The sequence below is a fragment of the Janibacter sp. FSL W8-0316 genome, from assembly GCF_038004165.1.
Lineage (GTDB): Bacteria > Actinomycetota > Actinomycetes > Actinomycetales > Dermatophilaceae > Janibacter > Janibacter indicus.
In genome coordinates, this window is sequence record NZ_JBBOQX010000001.1 from 3,004,574 (window position 1) to 3,024,850 (window position 20,277).

The window sequence follows — 20,277 nt, forward strand, 5'->3', positions numbered from 1 at the left end:
CCTTCTTGCGCCCGACAGGGGTGAGCGGACGCGCTCAGGTAGCCCGTGCGGGCTCCGTGACCAACATAGACTCCTGAGACGGGTGGGGCGAATCTCAGGAAGTGACGATTTGGGCGCGGTGGCCCCGGCGATCAGGCGCCGAAGCCCACCCGACCACGGCTCGGCTCGCCGACCTCGACGTAGCCGAGCGCGCCGGCGGGGACCATGACGCGGCGGCCCTTGTCGTCGGTGAGCACGAGGGCGCCACCGTCGAGCGCGGCCTGCACGGCGGCCTCGATCTCCGCCTCGGAGCCGCTCGCCTCGAGGACGACCTCGCGGGCGACGTTCTGGATCCCGATCTTGACCTCCACGGTCACTCCTTGGTTGTCGGTGCTGTGACTCGCGCTCATCGTGTCACTCCTGCCCGGGCGTGCCACGGTCGGGGTCGCCCATGCGGTTGACGGGGAAGGAGCCGATGCCGCGCCAGGCGAGGTGACCCGCGGCCTGCGCCGCGACCTCCAGCGGGAACTGCGAGCCGTGCGCCAGCCAGGTGCGGGCCATGACCTGCGCCGCGCCGGACATCGCCAGGCCGAGCATCTCGGCCAGCTCGAGCGGCAGCGTGGTGTCCTGGATGATCCGCTGGGCGATCGCCTCGCCGAGCTGGGCCTCGAGGGCGTCGATGCGGTGGCGCACCTGGGGCTCGTTGGTCAGGTCCGACTCGTAGATCAGGCGGAAGGCGCCGCCCTCGTCGGCGACGAAGGTGAAGAAGGCGCGGACGGTCGCGTAGACGCGCTCCTCGTGGTCCTCGCTGGAGTTGAGCGCCTCGAGCACGAGTGTCTCGAGGTGGTCGCACTGGTTGTCGAGGAGGGCGAGGTAGAGGTCGAGCTTGCCCGGGAAGTGCTGGTAGAGCACCGGCTTGGACACCCCGGCCTCGTCGGCGATGTCCTCCATCGCGGCCGCGTGGTAGCCCTTGGAGACGAAAACGGTCAGCGCCGCGCCGAGCAGCTGGGCCCGTCGCTGGGCGCGGGGCATCCGCTGGACGCGGGTGCCGGTCGCGTGGGAGCTCATGGTTCCTCCGGGGATCAGCCCACCGTGTGGTGGGTCACAGGATCCTACTGCGCGGTAGTGACGGCTCGTGCGCCGGGGAGGCTGTCGGGTCGAGGTGATGGGATGGCGTCGTGGTTGAAGACTTGGCGAGCGTGCACCTGCGGCGACCCGTGACGAAGGGGGCGGGCGCCCCCCTTCGTCATGACGAGGAGCAGGCGCTCGCCATCGCCTCCCGGGCCGACCTCGTGCGGGTGCTCGGTGCCCCCGGCACCGGCAAGAGCACGGTGGCCGTGGCCGCGGTCCTCGACCGGGTGCGGCAGGGGGAGTGCCGGCCCGACGAGGTGCTGCTCGTCGCGGCGACCCGGCTCGCCGCCGCCGAGGCACGCGATGCCGTGACCGCCGGCCTCATCGGGGCGACGACCGAGCCGATGGCGCGCACGATGCAGTCGCTCGGGTTCGCGGTGCTGCGGCAGCAGGCGGCGCTCCTCGGCCAGCCGGCGCCGCGCCTGCTCTCCGGCGCCGACCAGGACCTCGTGCTCGGCGAGCTGCTCGCCGGCCACCGCGAGTCCGGCGGCGGGCCGGCGTGGCCCGACGACCTCGCCGAGGCGCTGCCGACCCGTGGGTTCCGCGAGGAGCTGCGCGACCTGCTCATGCGGGCCATCGAGCACGGCGTCTCGCCCGACGACCTGGCGACCCTCGGGCGCGAGCACGGGCGGCCCGAGTGGGTCGCCGCCGCGCAGGTCGCCCGTGAGTACGACGAGGTGACCGCGCTGTCGCGGCCGGGGGCCTTCGACCCGGCGTGGGTGCTCGCGGCCGCCGCCGAGCTGCTCGAGGACGACCCCGAGGCCCGCGACCGGGTGCGGTCCGGGCTGCGCGTCGTCGTCGTCGACGACGCCCACGAGCTCACCGCGCCCGCGGCCCGGCTGCTGCGCGTGCTCACCGGCAGCGGCGTCGACCTCGTCCTCGTCGGCGACCCCGACGCGACGGTCCAGGGCTTCCGCGGGGCCGACCCGCACCACCTCGTCGACCCGTGGCCCGGGCGCGACGAGGAGACCCACGTCCTCACGCGGGGCCACCGGCTGCCCGCGGCCGTGCACGCCGCGGCGGCGCGGGTGACGCCCAAGATCGCCGCGCTCGGCGGCGGCGCGCAGCGCGGGGCCGCGCCCGCGGCCGACGGTGGCGTCGTCGAGGCCCACGTGCTCCACTCGAGCGCGCAGGAGGCGGCCTTCGTCGCCCACGAGCTGCGCGCCGCGCACCTGCTCGGTGGTGTGCCGTGGCGGCAGCTGGCGGTCGTCGTCCGCGGCTCGGCCCGGCAGGCGACGCTGCGTCGGGTGCTCGCCGCGCGCGGGGTGCCCGTGCAGGGTGACGCCCACCGGGTGCCGGTGCGCGACGAGCCGGCGGCCCGGCCGCTGCTGCAGCTGCTCACCGCGGTCGTCGGCCTCGCGCGCGGCCGCATCGACGGGCTCGAGGCCCCCGACGTGCTCGACCTGCTGACCAGCCCCGTCATCGGCGCCGACACCGTGGCGGTCCGCCGGCTGCGGCGGGTGCTGCGCCACGAGGAGCTCGCGGCCGGGGGCGCCCGCACGAGCGACGAGCTGCTCGGCGAGGTCGTCCTCGACCCCGAGCGGCTGGCTCACCTGGGTGACGACGTGGGCCCCCTTCGTCGTCTGGCCGTGGCCCTCGCGGCGGGGCGGGCGGTAGCCACCACGACCGAGACCGGCTGGGCGCCGGGCGTGTCCGCCGAGTCGGTCCTGTGGGAGCTGTGGCGGGCCCTCGGCGTCGCCGACGCCTGGCGCTCGACGGCTCTCGCCGGCGGTGCGGCGGGCGTCCGGGCCGACCGCTCGCTCGACGCGGTCGTCGCGCTCTTCGACGCGGCCGCCGCCCACCAGGACGCCCTGCCCGCGTCCGGCCCTGACGCCTTCCTCGACGCGGTCGCCGGGCAGGCCGTCGCCGCCGACTCGCTGGCGGCCCGCAGCCCCGACGCCGACGCGGTCGCCCTCGTCACCCCGCAGACCGCCGCCGGACGCGAGTGGCACACCGTCGTCGTCGCCGGGGTGCAGGAGGGCGTGTGGCCCGACCTGCGGCTGCGCGGCTCGCTGCTGGGCTCCGAGCGGCTCGTCGACGTCGTCACCGGTCGCGACCGCACGGGTGCCGGTGCGGCGACCGCGGTGCGCCACGACGAGACGCGGCTCTTCCACGTCGCGCTCACCCGCGCCACCGAGCGGGTCGTCGTCACGGCCGTCGCGGCCGAGGACGAGCAGCCCTCGGTCTACCTCGACGTCGTCGACCCGCGCGACGACGACGGCAGCCGGCGCGAGCCGACCGACGTGCCGGCGCCGCTCGACCTCACCGGGCTCGTCGCCGTGCTGCGGCAGCGGCTCGCGAGCACCGACTCCGGGGTCGTGGCCCGCGCGGTCGCCCGCCTGGCGCACCTCGCCGCGGCCGGCGTGCCCGGGGCGGCGCCGTCGACGTGGTGGGCCCTGCGCGACCTCAGCGACGCCAGGGCGCTGCGCGGTCCCCACGATCCGGTGCGCGTCAGCCCCTCGCGGGTGGCGCTCTTCGGCGAGTGCTCGCTGCGGTGGCTGCTGCAGTCGTCGGGCGGAGACGGCCCGAGCAGCGTCTCGCAGGAGGTCGGCACGCTCGTCCACGACATCGCCCACGAGCTCGGTGACGCGGGGGAGGCGGCCTTCCTCGCGGAGCTCGAGCGGAGGTGGCCCGAGCTGGGGATGGCCCCGGGGTGGGTGACCGACCAGAAGCTCGAGCGAGCCCGTCAGATGGTGCACTGGCTGGCCGAGTACCACCAGCGCGCCCGGGCCGAGGGGTGGCGCCCGGTCGCGACCGAGGCGGGCTTCCGGGTCGAGCTCGGGCGCGCGGTGCTCGGCGGCAGCGTCGACCGGCTCGAGGCCGACGAGCAGGGGCGGTTGCGGGTCATCGACTACAAGACCGGGGCGTCCGCGCCCACGGCCGCCGAGCTCGTCGAGCACCCGCAGCTCGGCTCCTACCAGGTGGCCATCGCCGAGGGCGGCTTCGGCGAGCACGGGCGCGAGGGCGCCGGTGCGGCGCTCGTCCACCTTGGGCGGGCCCGCACCTCCCGCAACGCCGTGCAGGAGCAGCAGCCGATCGCCGACAGCGACCAGCCGCGCCACTTCCACGACCTGATCACCGACACGGCCGACGGCATGGCCGCGGCGACCTTCGTCGCCCGGCCCGAGGACAACCGGTGCCGCATCTGCCCGGTCCGCTCGTCCTGCCCCGCCCACGAAGAAGGAGGCCGACTGCGATGAGCCACCCGCCCCGCATCTCCGCCGTCGACCTGGCCCGTGCCCTCGGTCAGGAGCACCCGCCGACCGACGAGCAGCGCGAGATCATCGAGGCACCGCTCGATCCGCTGCTCGTCGTCGCCGGCGCCGGCTCGGGCAAGACCGAGACGATGACCGCGCGCGTCGTGTGGCTCGTGGCCAACGACCTCGTCACCCCCGAGCAGGTCCTCGGTCTGACCTTCACCCGCAAGGCGGCCGGCGAGCTCGCCGAGCGGGTCGGGCGACGTCTGGCGACGCTCGAGTCGGCGGGGGTCTGGTCGCCGCCGCAGGAGCCCGACGCCGACGGACTCGGTGGCACCCCGACGATCTCGACCTACCACGCCTACGCCGGTCGCCTCGTCCGTGAGGGCGCCCTGCGCCTGGGCTACGAAAAGGACAGCCGCCTGCTCTCCGAAGCCGCCACCTGGCAGCTCGCGCACGAGGTCGTCGTCGCCTGGGACGGGCCGATGGCCGACATCGACAAGACCGAGTCGACGGTGACCAATGCCGTCGTCTCGCTCGCGGGCGAGCTGGCCGAGCACCTGCGCTCGCCGGCGGAGGTCGACGACTTCGCCCGGCGGACCCTCGCGCACCTCGAGGGCGTGGCCGCCGCGGGCAAGGACTTCACCAAGGACTTCCGCGGCAAGGTCATGACACCCATGGCGCAGCAGCGTCTCGTGCTGCCGATCGTCGAGCGCTACCGCGAGGTCAAGCGCGAGCGGTCGGTCATGGACTTCTCCGACCAGATGGCGCTCGCGGCCGCCCTGGCGACGCGCTTCCCCGACCTCGGGCAGGCCGAGCGCGACCGCTTCCGGGTCGTGCTGCTCGACGAGTTCCAGGACACCTCCGAGGCGCAGCTGGTCCTCATGCGCGAGCTCTTCGCCCCCGCCGGGCAGGCCCCGGCCGCGGTCACCGCCGTCGGCGACCCGCACCAGTCGATCTACGCCTGGCGCGGGGCGAGCGCGACGACGCTGGCGACCTTCCCGCGGTCCTTCGCCACCGCAGGGGAGGCCGCCCCCGTCAAGCACCTGTCGACGAGCTGGCGCAACGACGAGTCGATCCTCGCCGTCGCCAATGCCGTGGCCGGACCGCTGGGCGCCGTGAGCGGTGTGCCGGTGGCCCCCCTTCGTCCTCGCCCCGGGGCCGGCCAGGGGCAGGTGCAGGCGCTGCGGGTCGAGACCGCCCACGACGAGGCGGCGCAGGTCGCCGAGTGGATCGCGACCCGGCGGGGAGACGGGCGGCGCACGGCGGCGGTGCTGTGCCGCAAGCGCAGCCAGTTCACCCTCGTGGCCGAGGCGCTCGCGGCACGCAACATCCCGCACGAGGTCGTGGGGCTCGGCGGGCTGCTGCTCACGCCCGAGGTCGCCGACGTCATCTCGCTGCTCACGGTCGTGCAGGACCCCTCGCGCGGCGACCGGCTCATGCGGCTGCTCACCGGGCCGCCCGGGCTCCTCGGGCCGGCCGACCTCGACGGTCTCAGCACCTGGGCGCGACACCTCGCGCGCGAGGCGCGGGCCGAGCTCGGCGACGACGCACCCCCACCCGGGCCCGACGACACGGTGACGATCGTCGACGCGCTCGACCGGCTGCCCGAGCCCGGGTGGATCGGGGACGGCGGGCAGACGATCAGCGGCAGCGCGCTGCGCCGGCTGCAGCACATCGGAGCGATGGTCGCGCGGCTGCGACGGCAGGCCGGCGTGCCCCTGCCCGACCTCGTCGGGGAGGCCGAGCGGGAGCTCGGGGTCGACGTCGAGGTGCTCGCGCGCCCCGGCTGGTCCCCGGGAGCCGCGCGGGCGCACCTCGACGCCTTCGCCGACGTGGCGGCGCAGTTCGCCTCGAGTGCCGACCGTCCGACGCTCGGTGGGTTCATCGACTGGATCGAGGCGGCGGTCGAGCAGGAGCGTGGGCTGGAGAAGCCGGTCGTCGAGCCGACCAAGGACGCCGTGCAGATCCTCACCTGCCACGCGGCCAAGGGGCTGGAGTGGGACGTCGTCGCCGTGCCGGGGCTGGCGGAGGGCGTCTTCCCGACGCACCTGTCGCGAGCTTCGCTCAAGGACGGGCAGTGGGTCGTCGGGCAGGTCAACGACTCGGGGTGGATCACCGGGCTCGACGGGGTCCCCTTCCCGCTGCGCGGCGACCGCGAAGGCCTGCCGCACCTCGACCTGTCCCTGGCCGAGACCAAGCCTCTGCAGGAGGAGCTGGGGCGCTACCGGGCCGACAACGGCGAGCACGGGCTGCTCGAGGAGCGGCGCCTGGCCTATGTCGCCTTCACCCGCGCGCGCAGCCAGCTGCTCCTCGGCTCGTGGGTGTGGGGAGCGACGGGGCAGCAGCCGCGGCTGCAGTCTCGCTTCCTCGACGAGGCGCTCGCGGCCGGGCCGGTCGAGGTGCTCGGCTGGGCGGACATGCCCGAGACTGCCGAGGCGACCAACCCCTCGCTCGAGGTCGGCCGGCAGGTGGGCTGGCCCGGCGGGGAGCCGGCGCCGGAGCGGCCGGGGCTCGAGGCCGCGGCGGCGGCGATGGCCGCGCGCGCCGGGGCCGACGGTGACGAGGCGGTGGACGTCGGGGCGGCTGACGGTGCCGGGGGAGGCGGCGACGTCGGTGCCGAGCCCGACGAGATCGACGCGACGATGCGGCTGCTCCTGCGGGAGCGGGAGCAGCGTCGTCGCGCCCGCGACGAAGACGTCGAGGTCGAGCTGCCCGCGCACCTGTCGACCTCGCAGCTGGTCGCGCTCGCGCGTGACGCCGGGGCCTTCGCCCTCGACCTGCGACGCCCGATGCCGCAGCCGCCGCAGGTGGCCGGGCGGCGGGGCACGGCCTTCCACGCGTGGGTCGAGCAGCACTACGCCGATGCGGGGCTGGTCGACCTGCTCGAGATGCCCGGCAGCGCCGACGAATCGCTCGGTGACGCCGACCTGGCCACGATGCAGGAGCACTTCCTGGCGAGCGAGTGGGCCGAGCGGGTGCCCCTCGAGGTCGAGCTCTCCCTCGAGACCGTCATCGGGGAGCACGCCGTGCGCGGCCGGGTCGACGCGGTCTTCGCCGATGACGACGGCGGCGTGACCGTCGTCGACTGGAAGACCGGCCGCCCGCCCCGGGGTGACGAGGCGCAGGTCCGCGCAGTCCAGTTGTCGGCCTACCGGATCGCCTACGCGCGGTGGCGCGGGCTCGACCCCGCCCGCGTCCGGGGGGCCTTCTTCCACGCCGCGACCGGCGAGACCATCCGCACCCGCCTGCTCGACGAGGACGAGGTCGTGCGGCTCCTCGGGGAGGTCGTTGCCTGATCGCCGCGGTGCCGCCGCCCTGGTGGGCGGGGTGTCGGGGCGCGGGCGTGCCTACGCCGTTGCTCCGTACGGTGGGTCACGGTCTGGCCCATCCCGTGGAGCCGGACCGGGTGACTGCATTGCCCTACGGCAATGCGGGGTGGTGACTGCATTGCCGTAGGGCAATGCGGGGTGGTGATTGCATTGCCGTAGGGCAATGCGAAGGGGGTGGGGCAGGTCAGCGGCGGGGGAGGACCGGGATGATGTCGTCGCCGTCGTCCTCGTCGTTGATCGGGACGATCTCGGCGGTCTCGTGGTCATTGCCCTGCCGCGGCACGGCCACGGGGACCTCCTCGGGCTCGCCTGCCTCGCTCGGCGCGCCTGCCTCGGCCGGTGCTTCCGCGGCCGCGTCGGTGGCCTCGCCCGCGTCCTGGCCGGTGTCCGCGTCCGCAGCCGCGTCGGTGGTCGCTTCCGTGTCGAGGTTCGCGTCGGTGACGTCGTCCTCGGCGTCGGCAGCGGCCGCGGGGGCCTCGCCGTCGTCCGAAGGCTCGTCGACGGCGTCGGATGCCTCGGCCTTGACGGGCTGCGCAGGTCCGGTGGGCTCGACCTCGACGGCCTGGTCCTCGTCCGACTCGGCGGCCTGAGCCGCGGCAGCGGTGGCGACGGGCTGGGTGGTGGTCGTGCCGGCCTTCGCGTCGGGCGCGTCGTCGGAGGTCTCGTCGGGGGCCTCGTCCGCGGCGGGGGCCTCCCCCTTCGGCTCCGGGAGTCGGGACTGCTCGGCGGTCTCCTCGGCAGCCAGCTGCTTGTCGAGGCGACGCAGCTCGGCGGCGCGCTGCTCGGCGCCCGTGTCGTCACCGGCGGCGACGGCGACCATCATCGAGCGGACGAGCTGCATCTCGTGCACGAGCCGGGCCCGCCGCTGGAGGTGCTGGTCCGGGCGCTCGACCCGGGCGTGGGCATAGGCCTCGAGGACGGTGTCGAGCGCCTCAGGAAGCAGTTCGCCGACGAGGGGGGCGAGGTCGTCGGCCGGGTCGGCGACCTGGGCCGACTCCCAGCCGAGCAGCCCCTTGACGTCAGGCTCCTCGCCGTCGTCGGGAGTGGCCAGGACCGTGCCGGGGCCGATGGCGCCGTGCGTCGGCGTCGCGACGAAGCCCCACAGCGACGCGTCGTCGAGGATGCCCTCCCAGCGAGCGAGCAGCCCGGTGGGCACGCGGCCGGTGGCCGCCGCGCGGTCCAGCTCGGCGAGGCGACGGGTGCGGTAGGACGCCGCGTCGTAGACCGGGACACCGGCCTCCTCGTAGACCCGGGTGTCGAGGTTGTGCAGCTGGGCGAGCGCCCGCCCCAGCCCGGCGGCGAGCCGGGACCCGGGCGCGATCGACTCGAGGTCGACGAGCCGGCCGGTGAGGTAGGAGGTGACGCAGGCCCGGCCGCCCTCAGGGAGGGCCGCCCACCCGCGGACCGCCGGGACGGGCATCGTCAGGCGCCGCGCGAGCAGCGCCAGGAGCGCGGCCGACTGCTCGAGCTGCGCGGAGGCAGCGGGCGTACGCGGGCTGCGCACCACCCAGCGCCGGTGCTCGTGGTCCTGGACGAAGGCCACGTCGAAGGGGGAGACCGCCGGCGTCACGACTCCTTCGACCGAGTCGGGGTCGAGGCCGGGCACGGCAGCGCTGGCCAGAGCGGCGAGAGTCAGCGGTCCACGAGAGGTCACCCGCCCACCGTACGAGTCCGGCGGCCCGGAGGGCGGGAGCGACGCCCGTGACGCGAGGGATCCGTGGCGGGCCTACTGTGGGCGAGGTGGACCACGACCCGATGCGCGACCTGCCCATGACCGCCTTGGACATCGACCGCGACGGTGCGCGGCGGTCCGACCCCGACCTCCTGCCGCGGCTGCTCGCGGACCCGGCCACGCGCGTCCTCGAGCTGCGGGGCGAGCAGACCCCCCTTCGTCCTGACGGACGGCTCGACCTGCGGCCGCCGCAGCCGGATGACGCCGACGGGCTGCTCGTCCACCTCGGTCTCGTCGACGGCATCGCCCACGTCGCCACCTGCCACCCGGCGCCACCCCGGGAGCCGGTGCCGCGCGAGGAACGCCTGGACGCCGCCCCCTTCGCCGACCTGCGCACCGTGGCCGCCCAACTGCCGCCGCAGGAGGCGAGTCTCTTCGCGACGGCGCTCGGCCTGGCCAACTGGCACGTGCGCCACCCGTGCTGCCCGCGCTGCGGCGCCGCGACCGAGGTCGTCCAGTCGGGGTGGGTCAGGCGCTGCCCTCAGGACGGTTCCGAGCACTACCCGCGCACCGACCCGGCGGTCATCATGGCCGTCACCGACGCCGCCGACCGGCTCCTTCTCGCCCGCAACATCGGCTGGCCGGAGGGCCGCTTCTCCGTCCTCGCCGGCTTCCTCGAGCCCGGCGAGACGATCGCCGGGGCGGTCGCCCGCGAGGTGTCGGAGGAGACCGGGGTGGCGGTGACCGACGTGCGCTTCGTCGCCGACCAGCCGTGGCCCTTCCCCGCGTCGCTGATGATCGGCTGCACCGCCCGCGCCACGACGACCGACATCACCCCGCAACCCGACGAGATCGCCGAGGCGCGGTGGTTCACCCGCGAGGAGTTCCGCAGCCAGCTGCGCGAGGGCTACCTGCGGGCCGCCGGTCGGCTGTCGATCTCGTCGCGGCTCATCGAGGGCTGGCTCGGGCACCGGCTCGACGAGGTGTGACCCCGGGCCCGCCCCTCGACGCGGGCGGTGTCCGTGACGGGTGAGAGAGTGCCGGGGTGATCCCTTCGCCCGAGCTGCACACCGCGGACGACATCCTCGCCGGCCTCGATCCCGAGCAGCGCGAGGTCGCGGCCCACCCCAGTGGACCGATGGTGGTGCTGGCGGGAGCCGGCACGGGCAAGACCCGGGCGATCACCCACCGCATCGCCTACGGCGTGCGCTCGGGTGCCTACCAGCCGCAGCGGGTGCTCGCGGTGACCTTCACCGCCCGCGCCGCCGGCGAGATGCGCACGCGGTTGCGCGACCTCGGCGTCGTCGGGGTCCAGGCGCGCACCTTCCACGCGGCGGCCCTGCGGCAGCTGCACTACTTCTGGCCGCAGGCCATCGGCGGGGCCGCGCCCGAGGTCATGGCGCACAAGGTGCCGGCCGTCGCCGAGGCCGCCTCCCGCATGGGCATGCGCCTCGACCGCAGCGAGCTGCGCGACGTCGCCGCCGAGATCGAGTGGTCCAAGGTCTCGCTCCTCACGCCCGAGACCTACCCCGAGGCCGCCCGCCGGGCCCGCCGCGAGGCGCCCGGCATGGACCTGACCGCCATGGCCCGGCTCATCGCCACCTACGAGGACGTCAAGGGCGAGCGCGGGGTCATCGACTTCGAGGACGTCCTGCTGCTCACCGTCGGCATCCTCGAGGAGCGCGAGGACATCGCCCGCACGGTGCGCGACCAGTACCGGCACTTCGTCGTCGACGAGTACCAGGACGTCAACGCCCTCCAGCAGCGGCTGCTCGACCTGTGGCTCGGCAACCGCGGCGACATCTGCGTCGTCGGCGACCCCGCCCAGACGATCTACTCCTTCACCGGCGCCACCCCCGAGCACCTGCTGCGCTTCACCGCGACGCACCCCGGGGCGGCGACCGTGCGCCTCGTGCGCAACTACCGCTCCACCCCGCCCGTCCTCGCCCTCGCCAACCGCCTGCTGACCGATGCCCAGGGTCAGCGTCGCGGCGGCGCCGTCGAGCTGGTGCCGCAGCGCGAAGGGGGGAACCCCCCTTCGCTCATGGCGCTCGACGACGACCCGGCGGAGGCCGCCTGGGTCGCGGGCAAGGTCAAGGAGCTCGTCGCCCAGGGGCGGCCGCTGCGCGAAATCGCGATCCTCTTCCGGACCAACGGCCAGTCGGAGGCCTTCGAGTCGGCGCTCGCCGACGCCGACGTGCCCTACCTCGTCCGCGGGGGCGAGCGCTTCTTCTCCCGCAAGGAGGTCCGCGAGGCGGTGCTCCTGCTGCGCGGCGCCGCCCGCACCGACGACGGGAGCAAGCCGCTGCCGGCCTTCGTCGGTGACGTGCTCGGTGGCATGGGCTGGCACGAGGACCCACCGTCGAGCTCCGGTGCGGTGCGGGCCCGGTGGGAGTCGCTCAAGGCGCTCGTCGACCTCGCCGGCCGACTGTCCTCGACCACGCCCGACGCGCGGCTGCCCGATCTCGTCCGCGACCTCGACGAGCGGATCGCCGCCCAGCACGCCCCCGACGTCGAGGGCGTGACCCTCGCCTCCCTCCACGCGGCCAAGGGCCTGGAGTGGGACGTCGTCTTCCTCGCCGGCTGCTCCGACGGGCTGCTGCCGATCATGATGGCCGAGGGGCCGGAGGAGATCGAGGAGGAGCGGCGGCTCATGTACGTCGGGGTGACCCGCGCGCGGGAGGTGCTCCACCTGTCGTGGGCGCGCGCTCGCACGCCCGGGGCCCGCGGCACCCGCCGGGTCAGCCGCTTCCTCGACCAGGCGAGCTCGATCCTCGGCGAGGGCGCACGCTCGACGCCCAAGCGCGCCAAGGCTGCTCGCGGCTCCGGCCCCCTCAAGCCCTCCCGGCCCAAGGTGTGCAAGGTGTGCGGCACCGAGCTGAGCACGGCAACCGAGCGGGCCTCCGGCCGATGCCCCGACTGCCCGCCCACCTACGACGAGGCGACCTTCGAGCGGCTGCGCGCCTGGCGGCTCGCGGTGTCCCGGGCGGCGTCCGTGCCCGCCTTCGTCGTTTTCACCGACGCCACCCTCGAGGCGATCGCCGAGGCCGAGCCGGCCCACCAGCGGGACCTGTCGGCGATCAGCGGTGTCGGCCCGCGCAAGCTCTCGCTCTATGCCGACCAGGTGCTCGCCGTCGTCGGCGGAGCCGACCCCGACGAGGTCGCCGAGGCGGCCGTCGGGGAGCCCGAGGACTGATCCGAGATTAATTCGGTGGCGCACCCGGCGGGTGTGCTCTAGGTTGGCCGTTGTCAGTCGGACATACCCACGCGTGTGATCCGAGAGCGCGTCGACGAGAGGAGGGCAGGACCCATGGACAACATCACGATGAACCTCATCCCGGAGTCTTGGGCTGCCCTCGTGCCGTCCGCCGATCTCTGCATCGGCGGCGCCACCGGCGTCTTCACCGATCGTGGCCGCACCCTGGCCGCTGAGCCGAAGACCCCCTTCGTCGTGGACCCGCGCCCTGCAGGACCTCCCGTCTAGGAGACGGACTCACAGGTCCTCCTCTACAGGCCGCGGCATCCCGACACCCGGGAACCGCGGCCTTCGTCGTGTCCCGGCACCGCCACAAGCACCCGCCACACCACGCATCACACGCCACCAGGAGAACCCGACGTGACGACCACGACCCACCCACCGATACAGCGACTGACGCCGTGCCAGGCCGAGGAGCCGGAGATCTGGTTTGCCGAGACGCCCGCGGGCGTCGAGTACGCCAAGGCCCTGTGCCAGTCCTGCCCCTTCCAGCAGATGTGCCTCGACGGAGCCCTCGAGCGCCGTGAGCCCTGGGGCGTCTGGGGCGGAGAGCTCTTCGACTCCGGACGCGTCATCCCCCGCAAGCGGCCGCGTGGCCGCCCCCGCAAGCACCCCATCCCCGCCTGAGCGAGATCACGAGAGGAGGCACCGACATGATGAAGTTCCCCAAGATGTCCCGGCTGCGGACCACGGACCGGCCCCTGGCCTACGTCCCCGAGGTCGAGCGGCGTGAGCTGCTCGCCCGCCGGCAGGACCCCCGACCCGCCCACCTGAGCTTCCGATGAGCGCGATCACCGGCGGCGTCGATCACGACCCCGCCCGAGAGGCCGACAGGCCCCACCCGATGCCCCGGGTGGGGCCTGTTGTCGTTGGTGGGGAGGGCGAAGGGAGGAGCGTGGCACTCTGGTGCACATGGTCACCACGCTGCGCATCGCCCAGGACGAGACCGCCGACGAGCTGCTCTCCTCCGACCCCTTCGCCCTGCTGCTCGGGATGCTGCTCGACCAGCAGTTCCCGATGGAGCGCGCCTTCGCCGGCCCGGCCAAGGTCAAGGAGCGCTTCGGCTCGCTCGACCCGGCGAAGCTCGCGGCGGCCGACCCGGAGGAGTTCGCCGACCTGTGCGCCACCCCGCCGGCCGTGCACCGCTACGGCCGTTCGATGGCCGGGCGCATCCAGGCCGTCGCCGAGGTCGTCCGCGACGAGTACGACGGCGACGTCACGCGCATCTGGACCACGACCGACGACCCGGCCGAGATCGTGGGGCGGCTGAAGGCCCTGCCCGGCTTCGGCGACCAGAAGGCGCGCATCTTCGCCGCGCTCCTGGGCAAGCAGCTCGGTGTACGACCGGCTGGCTGGCGCGAGGCGATCGGCCCCTACGCCGAGGACGGGGCGCGCCGCTCGGTCGCCGATGTCACCGACGAGACCTCGCTGCAGGAGGTCCGTGACTACAAGAAGGCCGCGAAGGCCAAGGCGAAGGCCGCGAAGGGCTAACCCTCGGCGAAGCCCGGCAGCAGGCGCTCCATCGACCCGCGGGCCGGGATCGTCGCGCCGAGCTGGCACAGCACGCCGGTCGAGCCGACGAAGACGCGGTGGATCATCGCGTACTCGCGCGGCATGTTCATGCGCAGCCCCGTGGCGAACTCCGGGGCTCGCAGGTCGGTGACGCCCCGCGCCGCGGCACGCAGCCACTCGCGGGTGAAGGTGTGCTCGGGCTCGCGCAGCGGCTCGACGAAGGGGAGGTAGGCGAGCACCTCGTCGGCGTCGACCTCGATCCCGGGGAGGATGAAGCCCTCGGCGCGCAGCCCGTCGACGACCCCCTGGGCGTCGTCGGCCAGGGCCCGGCGCACCAGGCGCCCGACGACCGGCGGGATGCCGTGCGGCAGCCGGGCCACTGCGCCGTAGTCGATGACGCCGAGGCGCCCGTCGGGCGTGAGCCGGAAGTTGCCCGGGTGCGGGTCGGCGTGGAGCAGCCCGGCTCGGCCGGGACCGTCCAGGAGGAACTCGAAGTAGAGCTGGCCGACCCGGTCGCGCACGTCCTGGTCGGCCTCGCGGATGACCTGGCTGAGTGGGGCGCCGGCGAGCCACTCGCCGACGATGACGTGCCGGGTGTGCAGGACGACATCGGGGACGGCGACGTGCGGGTCGTCGCGGAAGGCCTCGGCGAAGGCGCGCTGGTTGGCCGCCTCCAGGGCGTAGTCGAGCTCCTCGTCGGCCGCGGCGAGCAGCTCCTCGGTCACCGGCTTGATGTCGACGCCGGGCATCCAGGTCGTCGCGACCCGTGCCAGTCGGGCGATCTGCTGCAGGTCCGAGCGAAGCGCCGTGTCGGCACCGGGGTACTGCACCTTGACCGCGACCTCGCGTCCGTCGGCGGCCACGCCCCGGTGCACCTGCCCGATCGACGCCGCGGCGACGGGCGCGTCCTCGATGTCGACCTGCTCGCGCCACCGGGGCCCGAGGTCGCGGCGCAGCACCTCGTGGACCTGCTCGGTCGACATCGGGGGAGCGGCGTCCTGCAGTCGCACGAGCATCTCGCGGTAGGGCTCGACCATCTCCTCGGGCATCGCCGCCTCGAGGACCGACAGGGCCTGGCCGACCTTCATCGCGCCGCCCTTGAGCGAGCCGAGGACGGCGAAGAGCTGCTCGGCCGTGCGGCGCTGGATCTCCTCGGTGACGACGTCTGCGGGCGTGCCCGTGAGTCGTCGACCGACGCCTCGGGCGCTGCGCCCGGCGTGGCCGATCGGGACGGCGGCCAGCCGCGCGGCTCGGCCGGCGGCACGGCGTGGGATCTGGCTCACCCGGCCATTGTGTCGTCCCATCCTGAGACCGGGGCGGCGGACCCCCCTTCGGTCGTGGTGTCGGTCGCGGCACGGGGGCGAGGATCACCGCACTCCGGGCACCCGGGGTGGGCCGGCCAGCGGTGCCGTTCGAGGGTGGGGCCCGGCGTCGCCACCTCGAAGGACCACTCCGGCGTCGTCACCCGCCCTGCGAGGTGGTCGAGGACGAGCGCCGTCGTCAGCCCGGCGGCGAGCAGACGCACCGCGGGCGAGGCATCGGCCGGCTCGGGGCCGGCGACGCGCGGCCGCACGAGCTGGGCCCGCAGGTAGGGCCAGTCGGGGTCGACGCCGACACGGGTCAGGTCGAGGCAGTGCAGGCAGGGCCGGCCCTCGGGCGTGATGACGGGGCCGATGCTCGCGTGCTCGGCCTGGCACCACAGCGGCAGGACGGGTGTCCGCGCCGCCAGCCACGGGTGGACGGCCGCGGGGTCGGCCGGTGCCGGGCTGACGACGACGGCCAGGTCCACGCTCGTCGCGTCTCCGGGGCGCACCCGGGTGACGTCGACCTGCTCGCCCTGCCGGAGCACGTCGGTGAGCAGGGCAGGCAGGGCGCCGGCCCCGACAACGGCCACCCGCGGCGGCCGGGCGGTGTCGACGGGAGCGATGTGCCCGAGCGCGACGAGCCGGTCGAGGACGTCGGCGGCGCGGGTCGGCTCGATGCCTTCGAGCGCCGCCGTCGTCACGGCCTCCGTGAGCGCCCGCCCGGGGTCGAGGGTCGCGAGCCACCGCAGCTCGTCGTCGCTCAGCCCGAGCAGACGGTTGGCCCGTGGGCCGGTGCCCAGCTGGACGCTGCCGTCAGGACGCCGAAGGGGGTGCAGCCGCGCCCGGCGCAGGGGGCCGGGAGGCGCGTCGTGCGGCGGGCGGTCGAGGTCCGGACGGCGCGTGGCGGGCGCCGGGTCGTGCGGTGGGTGGGGCATGGCGGCTGCTTCGGGTGGGCGGCTGGTGGTCCGCCCACTCTGCCGGAGATCGCCGCCCCGCCTCCCGCGTCATCCACAGGCCCCGCCCAGGAGGCTGCATTGCCCTACGGCAATGCAGAGACGAAGGGCCAGGAGGCCGCATTGCCCTACGGCAATGCAGAGACGAGGGCGCGGATGGAGGCGTCGGTGTCCGGGGGGAGGGCGGCGACCGGCCACCACGCGACGTCGATCGACTCCGGGGAGACGACCGGCTCGGCGCCGGCCTCGGCGACGGCGACCCACCGCAGGTCGAGGTGCTCGGTGCAGCGGGTGAAGCCCGAACCGAGCGCGTGCCGGTCGAGCTGGGCGAGCTCGGGCAGCAGCCGCAGGGACCCGGCGTGCAGGCCCGACTCCTCGACCGCCTCGCGCCGGGCCGCCGCGGCGACGCCGGGGTCGCTCGCCTCGATGTGCCCGCCGAACTGCAGCCACCGGCCGACCTTGCGGTGCAGGGTGAGCAGCACCCGCTCGCGAGGCTCGTCGACGACGAGGCACGACGCGGTGAAGTGCGCGGGCGGGCCCGCCTTGGCGCTCGCGTCCTCGTGCGCGGCGAGGTGCGCGAGGTAGTCCAGGCGCAGCCGCTCCTGCTCGGGCGAGGGCGCGGACCAGCCGGCCAGCAGCTCGTGCAGGTCGGCGTCGAGGTGGGCGTGCGTGCTCACCGGTCGCCGGGGGAGGAGTCGGATCCGCCTGCGGCAGAGCCGCCTTCGTCGGCCTCGCGCAGGATCGACTCGAGGACGTCTTCGAGGTCGCTGCGCTCGCCACTGCCCTCACCGGCCGCGGTGCGCTCGACGAAGCCGAGGACGTCGTCGAGGTCGGCGGCCGTCGGCGCGACGTCGGGGTGCGCCCACACGCCGTCGCGACCGCTCGCCCCGACCCGCTCCTCGAGTGCGGCGAAGAGGTTGGCGGCATCGCGCATCCGTCGCGGCCGCAGCTCGAGGCCGACCAGCCCGGAGAAGGTCCGCTCGGCCGGCCCGCCGGTCGCCCGCCGGCGCCGGATCGTCTCGGTCATCGCCGAGGTGTGCGGCAGGTGGTCGGCGGTGGCACTGGCCGCGACGTGGTCGACCCACCCCTCGACGAGCGCCAGCCAGGTCTCGAGCTGGGCGAGCGCGGCGCGCTGGGCCGCCGTCGGCGTCGGGTTGAGGAAGCCGCCGGTGAGGGCCTCCTGGATCGCCGACGGGTCGCTCGGGTCGACCTCGCGCACCGCCGCGTCGATGGCGTCGGTGTCGATGGCCATGCCGCGGGCGTAGGACTGGATCGCGGCGAGGATCTGCGGGCCGATCCACGGGACGGCGGTGAAGAGGCGGGTGCGCGCGGCCTCGCGCGCCGCCAGGTGCAGCCACACCTCGTCGAGCGGGACATCGAGCCCCTCGGCGAAGGCCGCGACATTGCCCGGCAGCAGCCCCACCCGACCGCTGAGCAGCGGCACCCCGGCCTCGGTGGCGGTGAGCGTGTCGGAGGAGAGCGCGCCCACGGCCTCGGCAGTCTGGCCCGTGATGAGCGAGGACGCCATCGTGTCGACGAAGGGAGCCAGCTGTTGCGTGAGCATCGACAGGTCCATGCCGGCCGGCAGACCGAGGGCCTGCAGATCGGGTGCGTCGGTCCCTTGGAGCCGCGAGGTGAAGGAGTCGCGGATCGCGGCGGACAGGCCGTCGGCGACCGGGTCGACGAGCGAGGCCCAGACCGGCATCGTCTCCTCGATCCACTCGCTGCGCGAGAGCGCGGCACCGGTGAGCCCCGGGGCCTCGAGGTCGGTCACCCGGTCGAGCCACATCGACGCGACGTGGGCGGCCTGCTCGGCGAGGCCCCGCTCGCGCTCGCCCATCTCGTGGTCCTCGTTCTCGGCGGCCTCACGGGCGGCGGTCGTCGCGGAGGCGACGTCGACCCCCTTCGTCATGGCACCGGGGGTGAACATCGACTTGATCTGGGAGGTCATGGCCGCCACCTGGCCGGGGTCGGCATCGGCGATGCCCATCGCCTTGAGCTGCTCGACGACCTGGGGCGGCAGGTCACGGCCGCCGTTGAGGTCGCGGAAGATCCGGGCGATCTCCGGGGGCAGACCGTCGTCCCCGGGGGAACCGGACGGGGTGCTGGGGTCGTTGCTCACGTCGACGTCTCTTCTCTTCCTGAGAGGATGTGCTGTCCTTCAACCCAACCACGAGCGGCCCCGGATGGTTCCCACCCGGGTCAGGAGGCCCTGTGACCCAGCCGGTGTCTGCCATCCCGCGCAGCGAGCGCATCGCCCGGTGGATCCTCGCGATCTCCTTCGTGCTCCTCGTCGTCGTCCTCGCCGGCACCTTCATCAAGGTCCCTTATGCGGTCGAGAAGCCCGGGCCGGTCACCGACACCCTCGGCGCCCTCGACGACGGCACCGACCTCGTGCGGGTCAAGGGCACCAAGAGCTACCCGACCGACGGCGCCCTGTACTTCACGACCGTGCGGGTGCTCGGCGGACCGGAGCGGCACATCAACGTCTGGGAGTGGGTCGCCGGGCACCTCGACGGCGACTCCCGGGTGCTGCCCGAGGAGGAGGTCTTCCCCGCGGACACCACCGACGAGGAGGTCCGCGAGATGAACACCGCCCAGATGCAGGGCGCGCAGAAGAACTCGATCGCCGTCGGCCTGCGCAGCACCGGTGTGAAGGTGCCGCAGGTCAACCTCGTCGCGACGATCGCCGAGGACCTGCCGGCCGACGGGCGTCTCGCGCTCGAGGACGAGGTGCTCGAGGTCGACGGCAAGCGCACCGAGCACGTCGCCGACATCGTGAGCGCCATCTCCGACCGCACGCCCGGGGACACGGTCCGCCTGACCGTCGAGCGCAAGGGGCGCGAGCGTGAGGTCGAGATGAAGACGACCGACCTCGGCGGCGGCCGGGCCGGCATCGGCATCGCCCTCGAGCCGAAGTACGACTACCCCTACGAGGTCCGCATCGACGCCGGCGACGTCGGCGGCCCGAGCGCGGGCATGATGTTCGCCCTCGCCGTCCACGACCGGATCACGCCGGGGCCGCTGACCGGCGGCGAGCAGATCGCCGGCACCGGCACGATCGACGACGCCGGCACTGTCGGCCCGATCGGCGGCATCCAGCAAAAGCTCGTCGGCGCCAAGGCCGGTGGGGCGCAGTGGTTCCTGGCGCCCGAGAGCAACTGCGACGAGGTCGTGGGGCACGTCCCCGACGGTCTGCGCGTGGCGGCGGTGGGCGACTTCGACGAGGCGACCGAGACCGTCGAGGCCATCGCCGACGGCGATACCGGCGACCTGCAGACGTGCGAGCAGGTCGTGGCCCGCGCCTCCTGACCGCCGAGTGTCCACCCCGGGCGAAGGGGGGAGGGCTCAGTCCTCGAGCGTCGCGCGCAGGGCGTGGACGAGGCCGGGGGCGATGTCCTCGCCGGTGGCCACCCGGTCGTCGCGGTCGTTGGCCCGCTGACGCAGCAGGCACACCGCCCGACCGTCACGGTGCACCGCCACGAGCAGCCGCACGTCCTCGCGCTGCGGGTGCGCCGCGAGGGCATCGACGGCGGTGTCGGGGTCCTCGGGCAGGTCACGCTCGGCGCCGGGCGGGATGACGATGCGCTCGACGGCGAGGGCGACCCCGTCGACGGTCTCGGGCCAGGCCATCCGGCCGAGCAGCGACTCGAGCTTCGCCGTGCGCGGCAGGTCCTCCTGCTCGATCGCGGTGAGCGCGCCCGGTGCGCGGTCGGCGTCGCCGGTGAGCGAGGCGGCCAGCTGGGGCTCGGCCGCGGCGAGGGCCGCGGTGTCGACGAGGGCGAAGACGCGGGGGTTCTGGTCCCACCCGGAGGCGGCGACGTGGCGCTCGGTCTCGAGGGCGGCGACGGCGAGCGGCTCGGTGGTGGGGGTGGGGTCTGGTGACGAGTCGGGCACGAAGACCATGCTGCCCTACGGCCGCTCAGGCGGGCTGGGTACGG

General features: G+C 74.7%; 17 protein-coding genes. 9 read left to right on the top strand and 8 right to left on the bottom strand.

Going from position 1 to position 20,277, the window contains the following annotated elements; genetic code table 11:
* Positions 1-131: 131 nt before the first annotated feature.
* Positions 132-350: a DUF3107 domain-containing protein gene (locus NYE39_RS14825; protein ID WP_072623903.1), complete on the bottom strand. Its 219-nt coding sequence runs from the start codon at positions 348-350 to the stop codon at positions 132-134.
* 43 nt (positions 351-393) lie between these two features.
* Positions 394-1,047, bottom strand: coding sequence for a TetR/AcrR family transcriptional regulator (locus tag NYE39_RS14830; RefSeq protein WP_185221662.1), 654 nt, complete (start codon positions 1,045-1,047; stop codon positions 394-396).
* Between the two features lie 110 nt (positions 1,048-1,157).
* Between NYE39_RS14830 and NYE39_RS14835 the strand changes: the two genes are divergently transcribed.
* Positions 1,158-4,310, top strand: coding sequence for an ATP-dependent helicase (locus NYE39_RS14835; protein WP_341013124.1), 3,153 nt, complete (start codon positions 1,158-1,160; stop codon positions 4,308-4,310).
* Complete coding sequence (locus tag NYE39_RS14840; RefSeq protein WP_341013125.1) at positions 4,307-7,606, top strand: ATP-dependent helicase; 3,300 nt, start codon at positions 4,307-4,309, stop codon at positions 7,604-7,606. The genes NYE39_RS14835 and NYE39_RS14840 overlap by 4 nt, the downstream gene beginning before the upstream one ends.
* Positions 7,607-7,823: 217 nt before the next feature.
* Here the strand turns inward: NYE39_RS14840 and NYE39_RS14845 are convergent, their stop codons facing one another.
* The gene (locus NYE39_RS14845) at positions 7,824-9,293 is read right to left on the bottom strand and encodes a phosphotransferase (protein ID WP_341013126.1); all 1,470 of its coding nucleotides are present in this window, start codon (positions 9,291-9,293) and stop codon (positions 7,824-7,826) included.
* 86 nt (positions 9,294-9,379) lie between these two features.
* Here NYE39_RS14845 and nudC point away from each other — a divergent pair, with 86 nt between their 5' ends.
* The 6 genes from nudC to NYE39_RS14875 all read left to right on the top strand — a co-directional run bounded on the left by nudC (position 9,380) and on the right by NYE39_RS14875 (position 14,058).
* Positions 9,380-10,300, top strand: coding sequence for an NAD(+) diphosphatase (gene nudC, locus NYE39_RS14850; RefSeq protein ID WP_341013127.1), 921 nt, complete (start codon positions 9,380-9,382; stop codon positions 10,298-10,300).
* Positions 10,301-10,356: 56 nt separating this feature from the next.
* Positions 10,357-12,507 (top strand): ATP-dependent DNA helicase UvrD2, encoded by a 2,151-nt coding sequence (locus tag NYE39_RS14855; protein WP_341013128.1) that lies wholly within the window; start codon positions 10,357-10,359, stop codon positions 12,505-12,507.
* A gap of 114 nt (positions 12,508-12,621) precedes the next feature.
* A complete protein-coding gene (locus NYE39_RS14860) occupies positions 12,622-12,795 on the top strand; it encodes a hypothetical protein (protein WP_185221666.1) in 174 nt (57 codons plus the stop codon).
* 132 nt (positions 12,796-12,927) lie between these two features.
* Positions 12,928-13,194 carry a WhiB family transcriptional regulator gene (locus tag NYE39_RS14865; RefSeq protein ID WP_072623909.1) on the top strand — a complete coding sequence of 89 codons (267 nt, stop codon included), beginning with the start codon at positions 12,928-12,930 and terminating at the stop codon, positions 13,192-13,194.
* A gap of 26 nt (positions 13,195-13,220) precedes the next feature.
* Entirely contained in the window at positions 13,221-13,352 is a 132-nt protein-coding gene (locus NYE39_RS14870; protein ID WP_268766697.1) for a hypothetical protein, read from the top strand.
* A 127-nt stretch (positions 13,353-13,479) separates the two neighbouring features.
* Positions 13,480-14,058, top strand: coding sequence for an HhH-GPD-type base excision DNA repair protein (locus tag NYE39_RS14875; RefSeq protein WP_341013129.1), 579 nt, complete (start codon positions 13,480-13,482; stop codon positions 14,056-14,058).
* Here the strand turns inward: NYE39_RS14875 and NYE39_RS14880 are convergent.
* From NYE39_RS14880 to NYE39_RS14895, 4 genes are all read right to left on the bottom strand, one after another.
* Positions 14,055-15,362, bottom strand: a complete 1,308-nt coding sequence (locus NYE39_RS14880) for an ABC1 kinase family protein (protein ID WP_341013130.1) — start codon at positions 15,360-15,362, stop codon at positions 14,055-14,057. The genes NYE39_RS14875 and NYE39_RS14880 overlap by 4 nt on opposite strands.
* Positions 15,359-16,318, bottom strand: coding sequence for a TOMM precursor leader peptide-binding protein (locus tag NYE39_RS14885; protein WP_341013132.1), 960 nt, complete (start codon positions 16,316-16,318; stop codon positions 15,359-15,361). Before NYE39_RS14885 ends, NYE39_RS14880 begins: the two co-directional genes overlap by 4 nt.
* A gap of 146 nt (positions 16,319-16,464) precedes the next feature.
* Positions 16,465-17,013, bottom strand: coding sequence for an NUDIX domain-containing protein (locus NYE39_RS14890; RefSeq protein WP_341013133.1), 549 nt, complete (start codon positions 17,011-17,013; stop codon positions 16,465-16,467).
* On the bottom strand, positions 17,010-18,458 hold the full coding sequence (locus NYE39_RS14895) for a zinc-dependent metalloprotease (protein WP_341013134.1): 1,449 nt from the start codon (positions 18,456-18,458) through the stop codon (positions 17,010-17,012). The genes NYE39_RS14890 and NYE39_RS14895 overlap by 4 nt, the downstream gene beginning before the upstream one ends.
* 92 nt (positions 18,459-18,550) lie before the next feature.
* Between NYE39_RS14895 and NYE39_RS14900 the strand changes: the two genes are divergently transcribed.
* A complete protein-coding gene (locus NYE39_RS14900; RefSeq protein WP_341013136.1) occupies positions 18,551-19,648 on the top strand; it encodes a YlbL family protein in 1,098 nt (365 codons plus the stop codon).
* Positions 19,649-19,684: 36 nt separating this feature from the next.
* Here the strand turns inward: NYE39_RS14900 and NYE39_RS14905 are convergent, their stop codons facing one another.
* Positions 19,685-20,242: a PPA1309 family protein gene (locus NYE39_RS14905; protein ID WP_341013137.1), complete on the bottom strand. Its 558-nt coding sequence runs from the start codon at positions 20,240-20,242 to the stop codon at positions 19,685-19,687.
* Between the last annotated feature and the right edge of the window lie 35 nt (positions 20,243-20,277).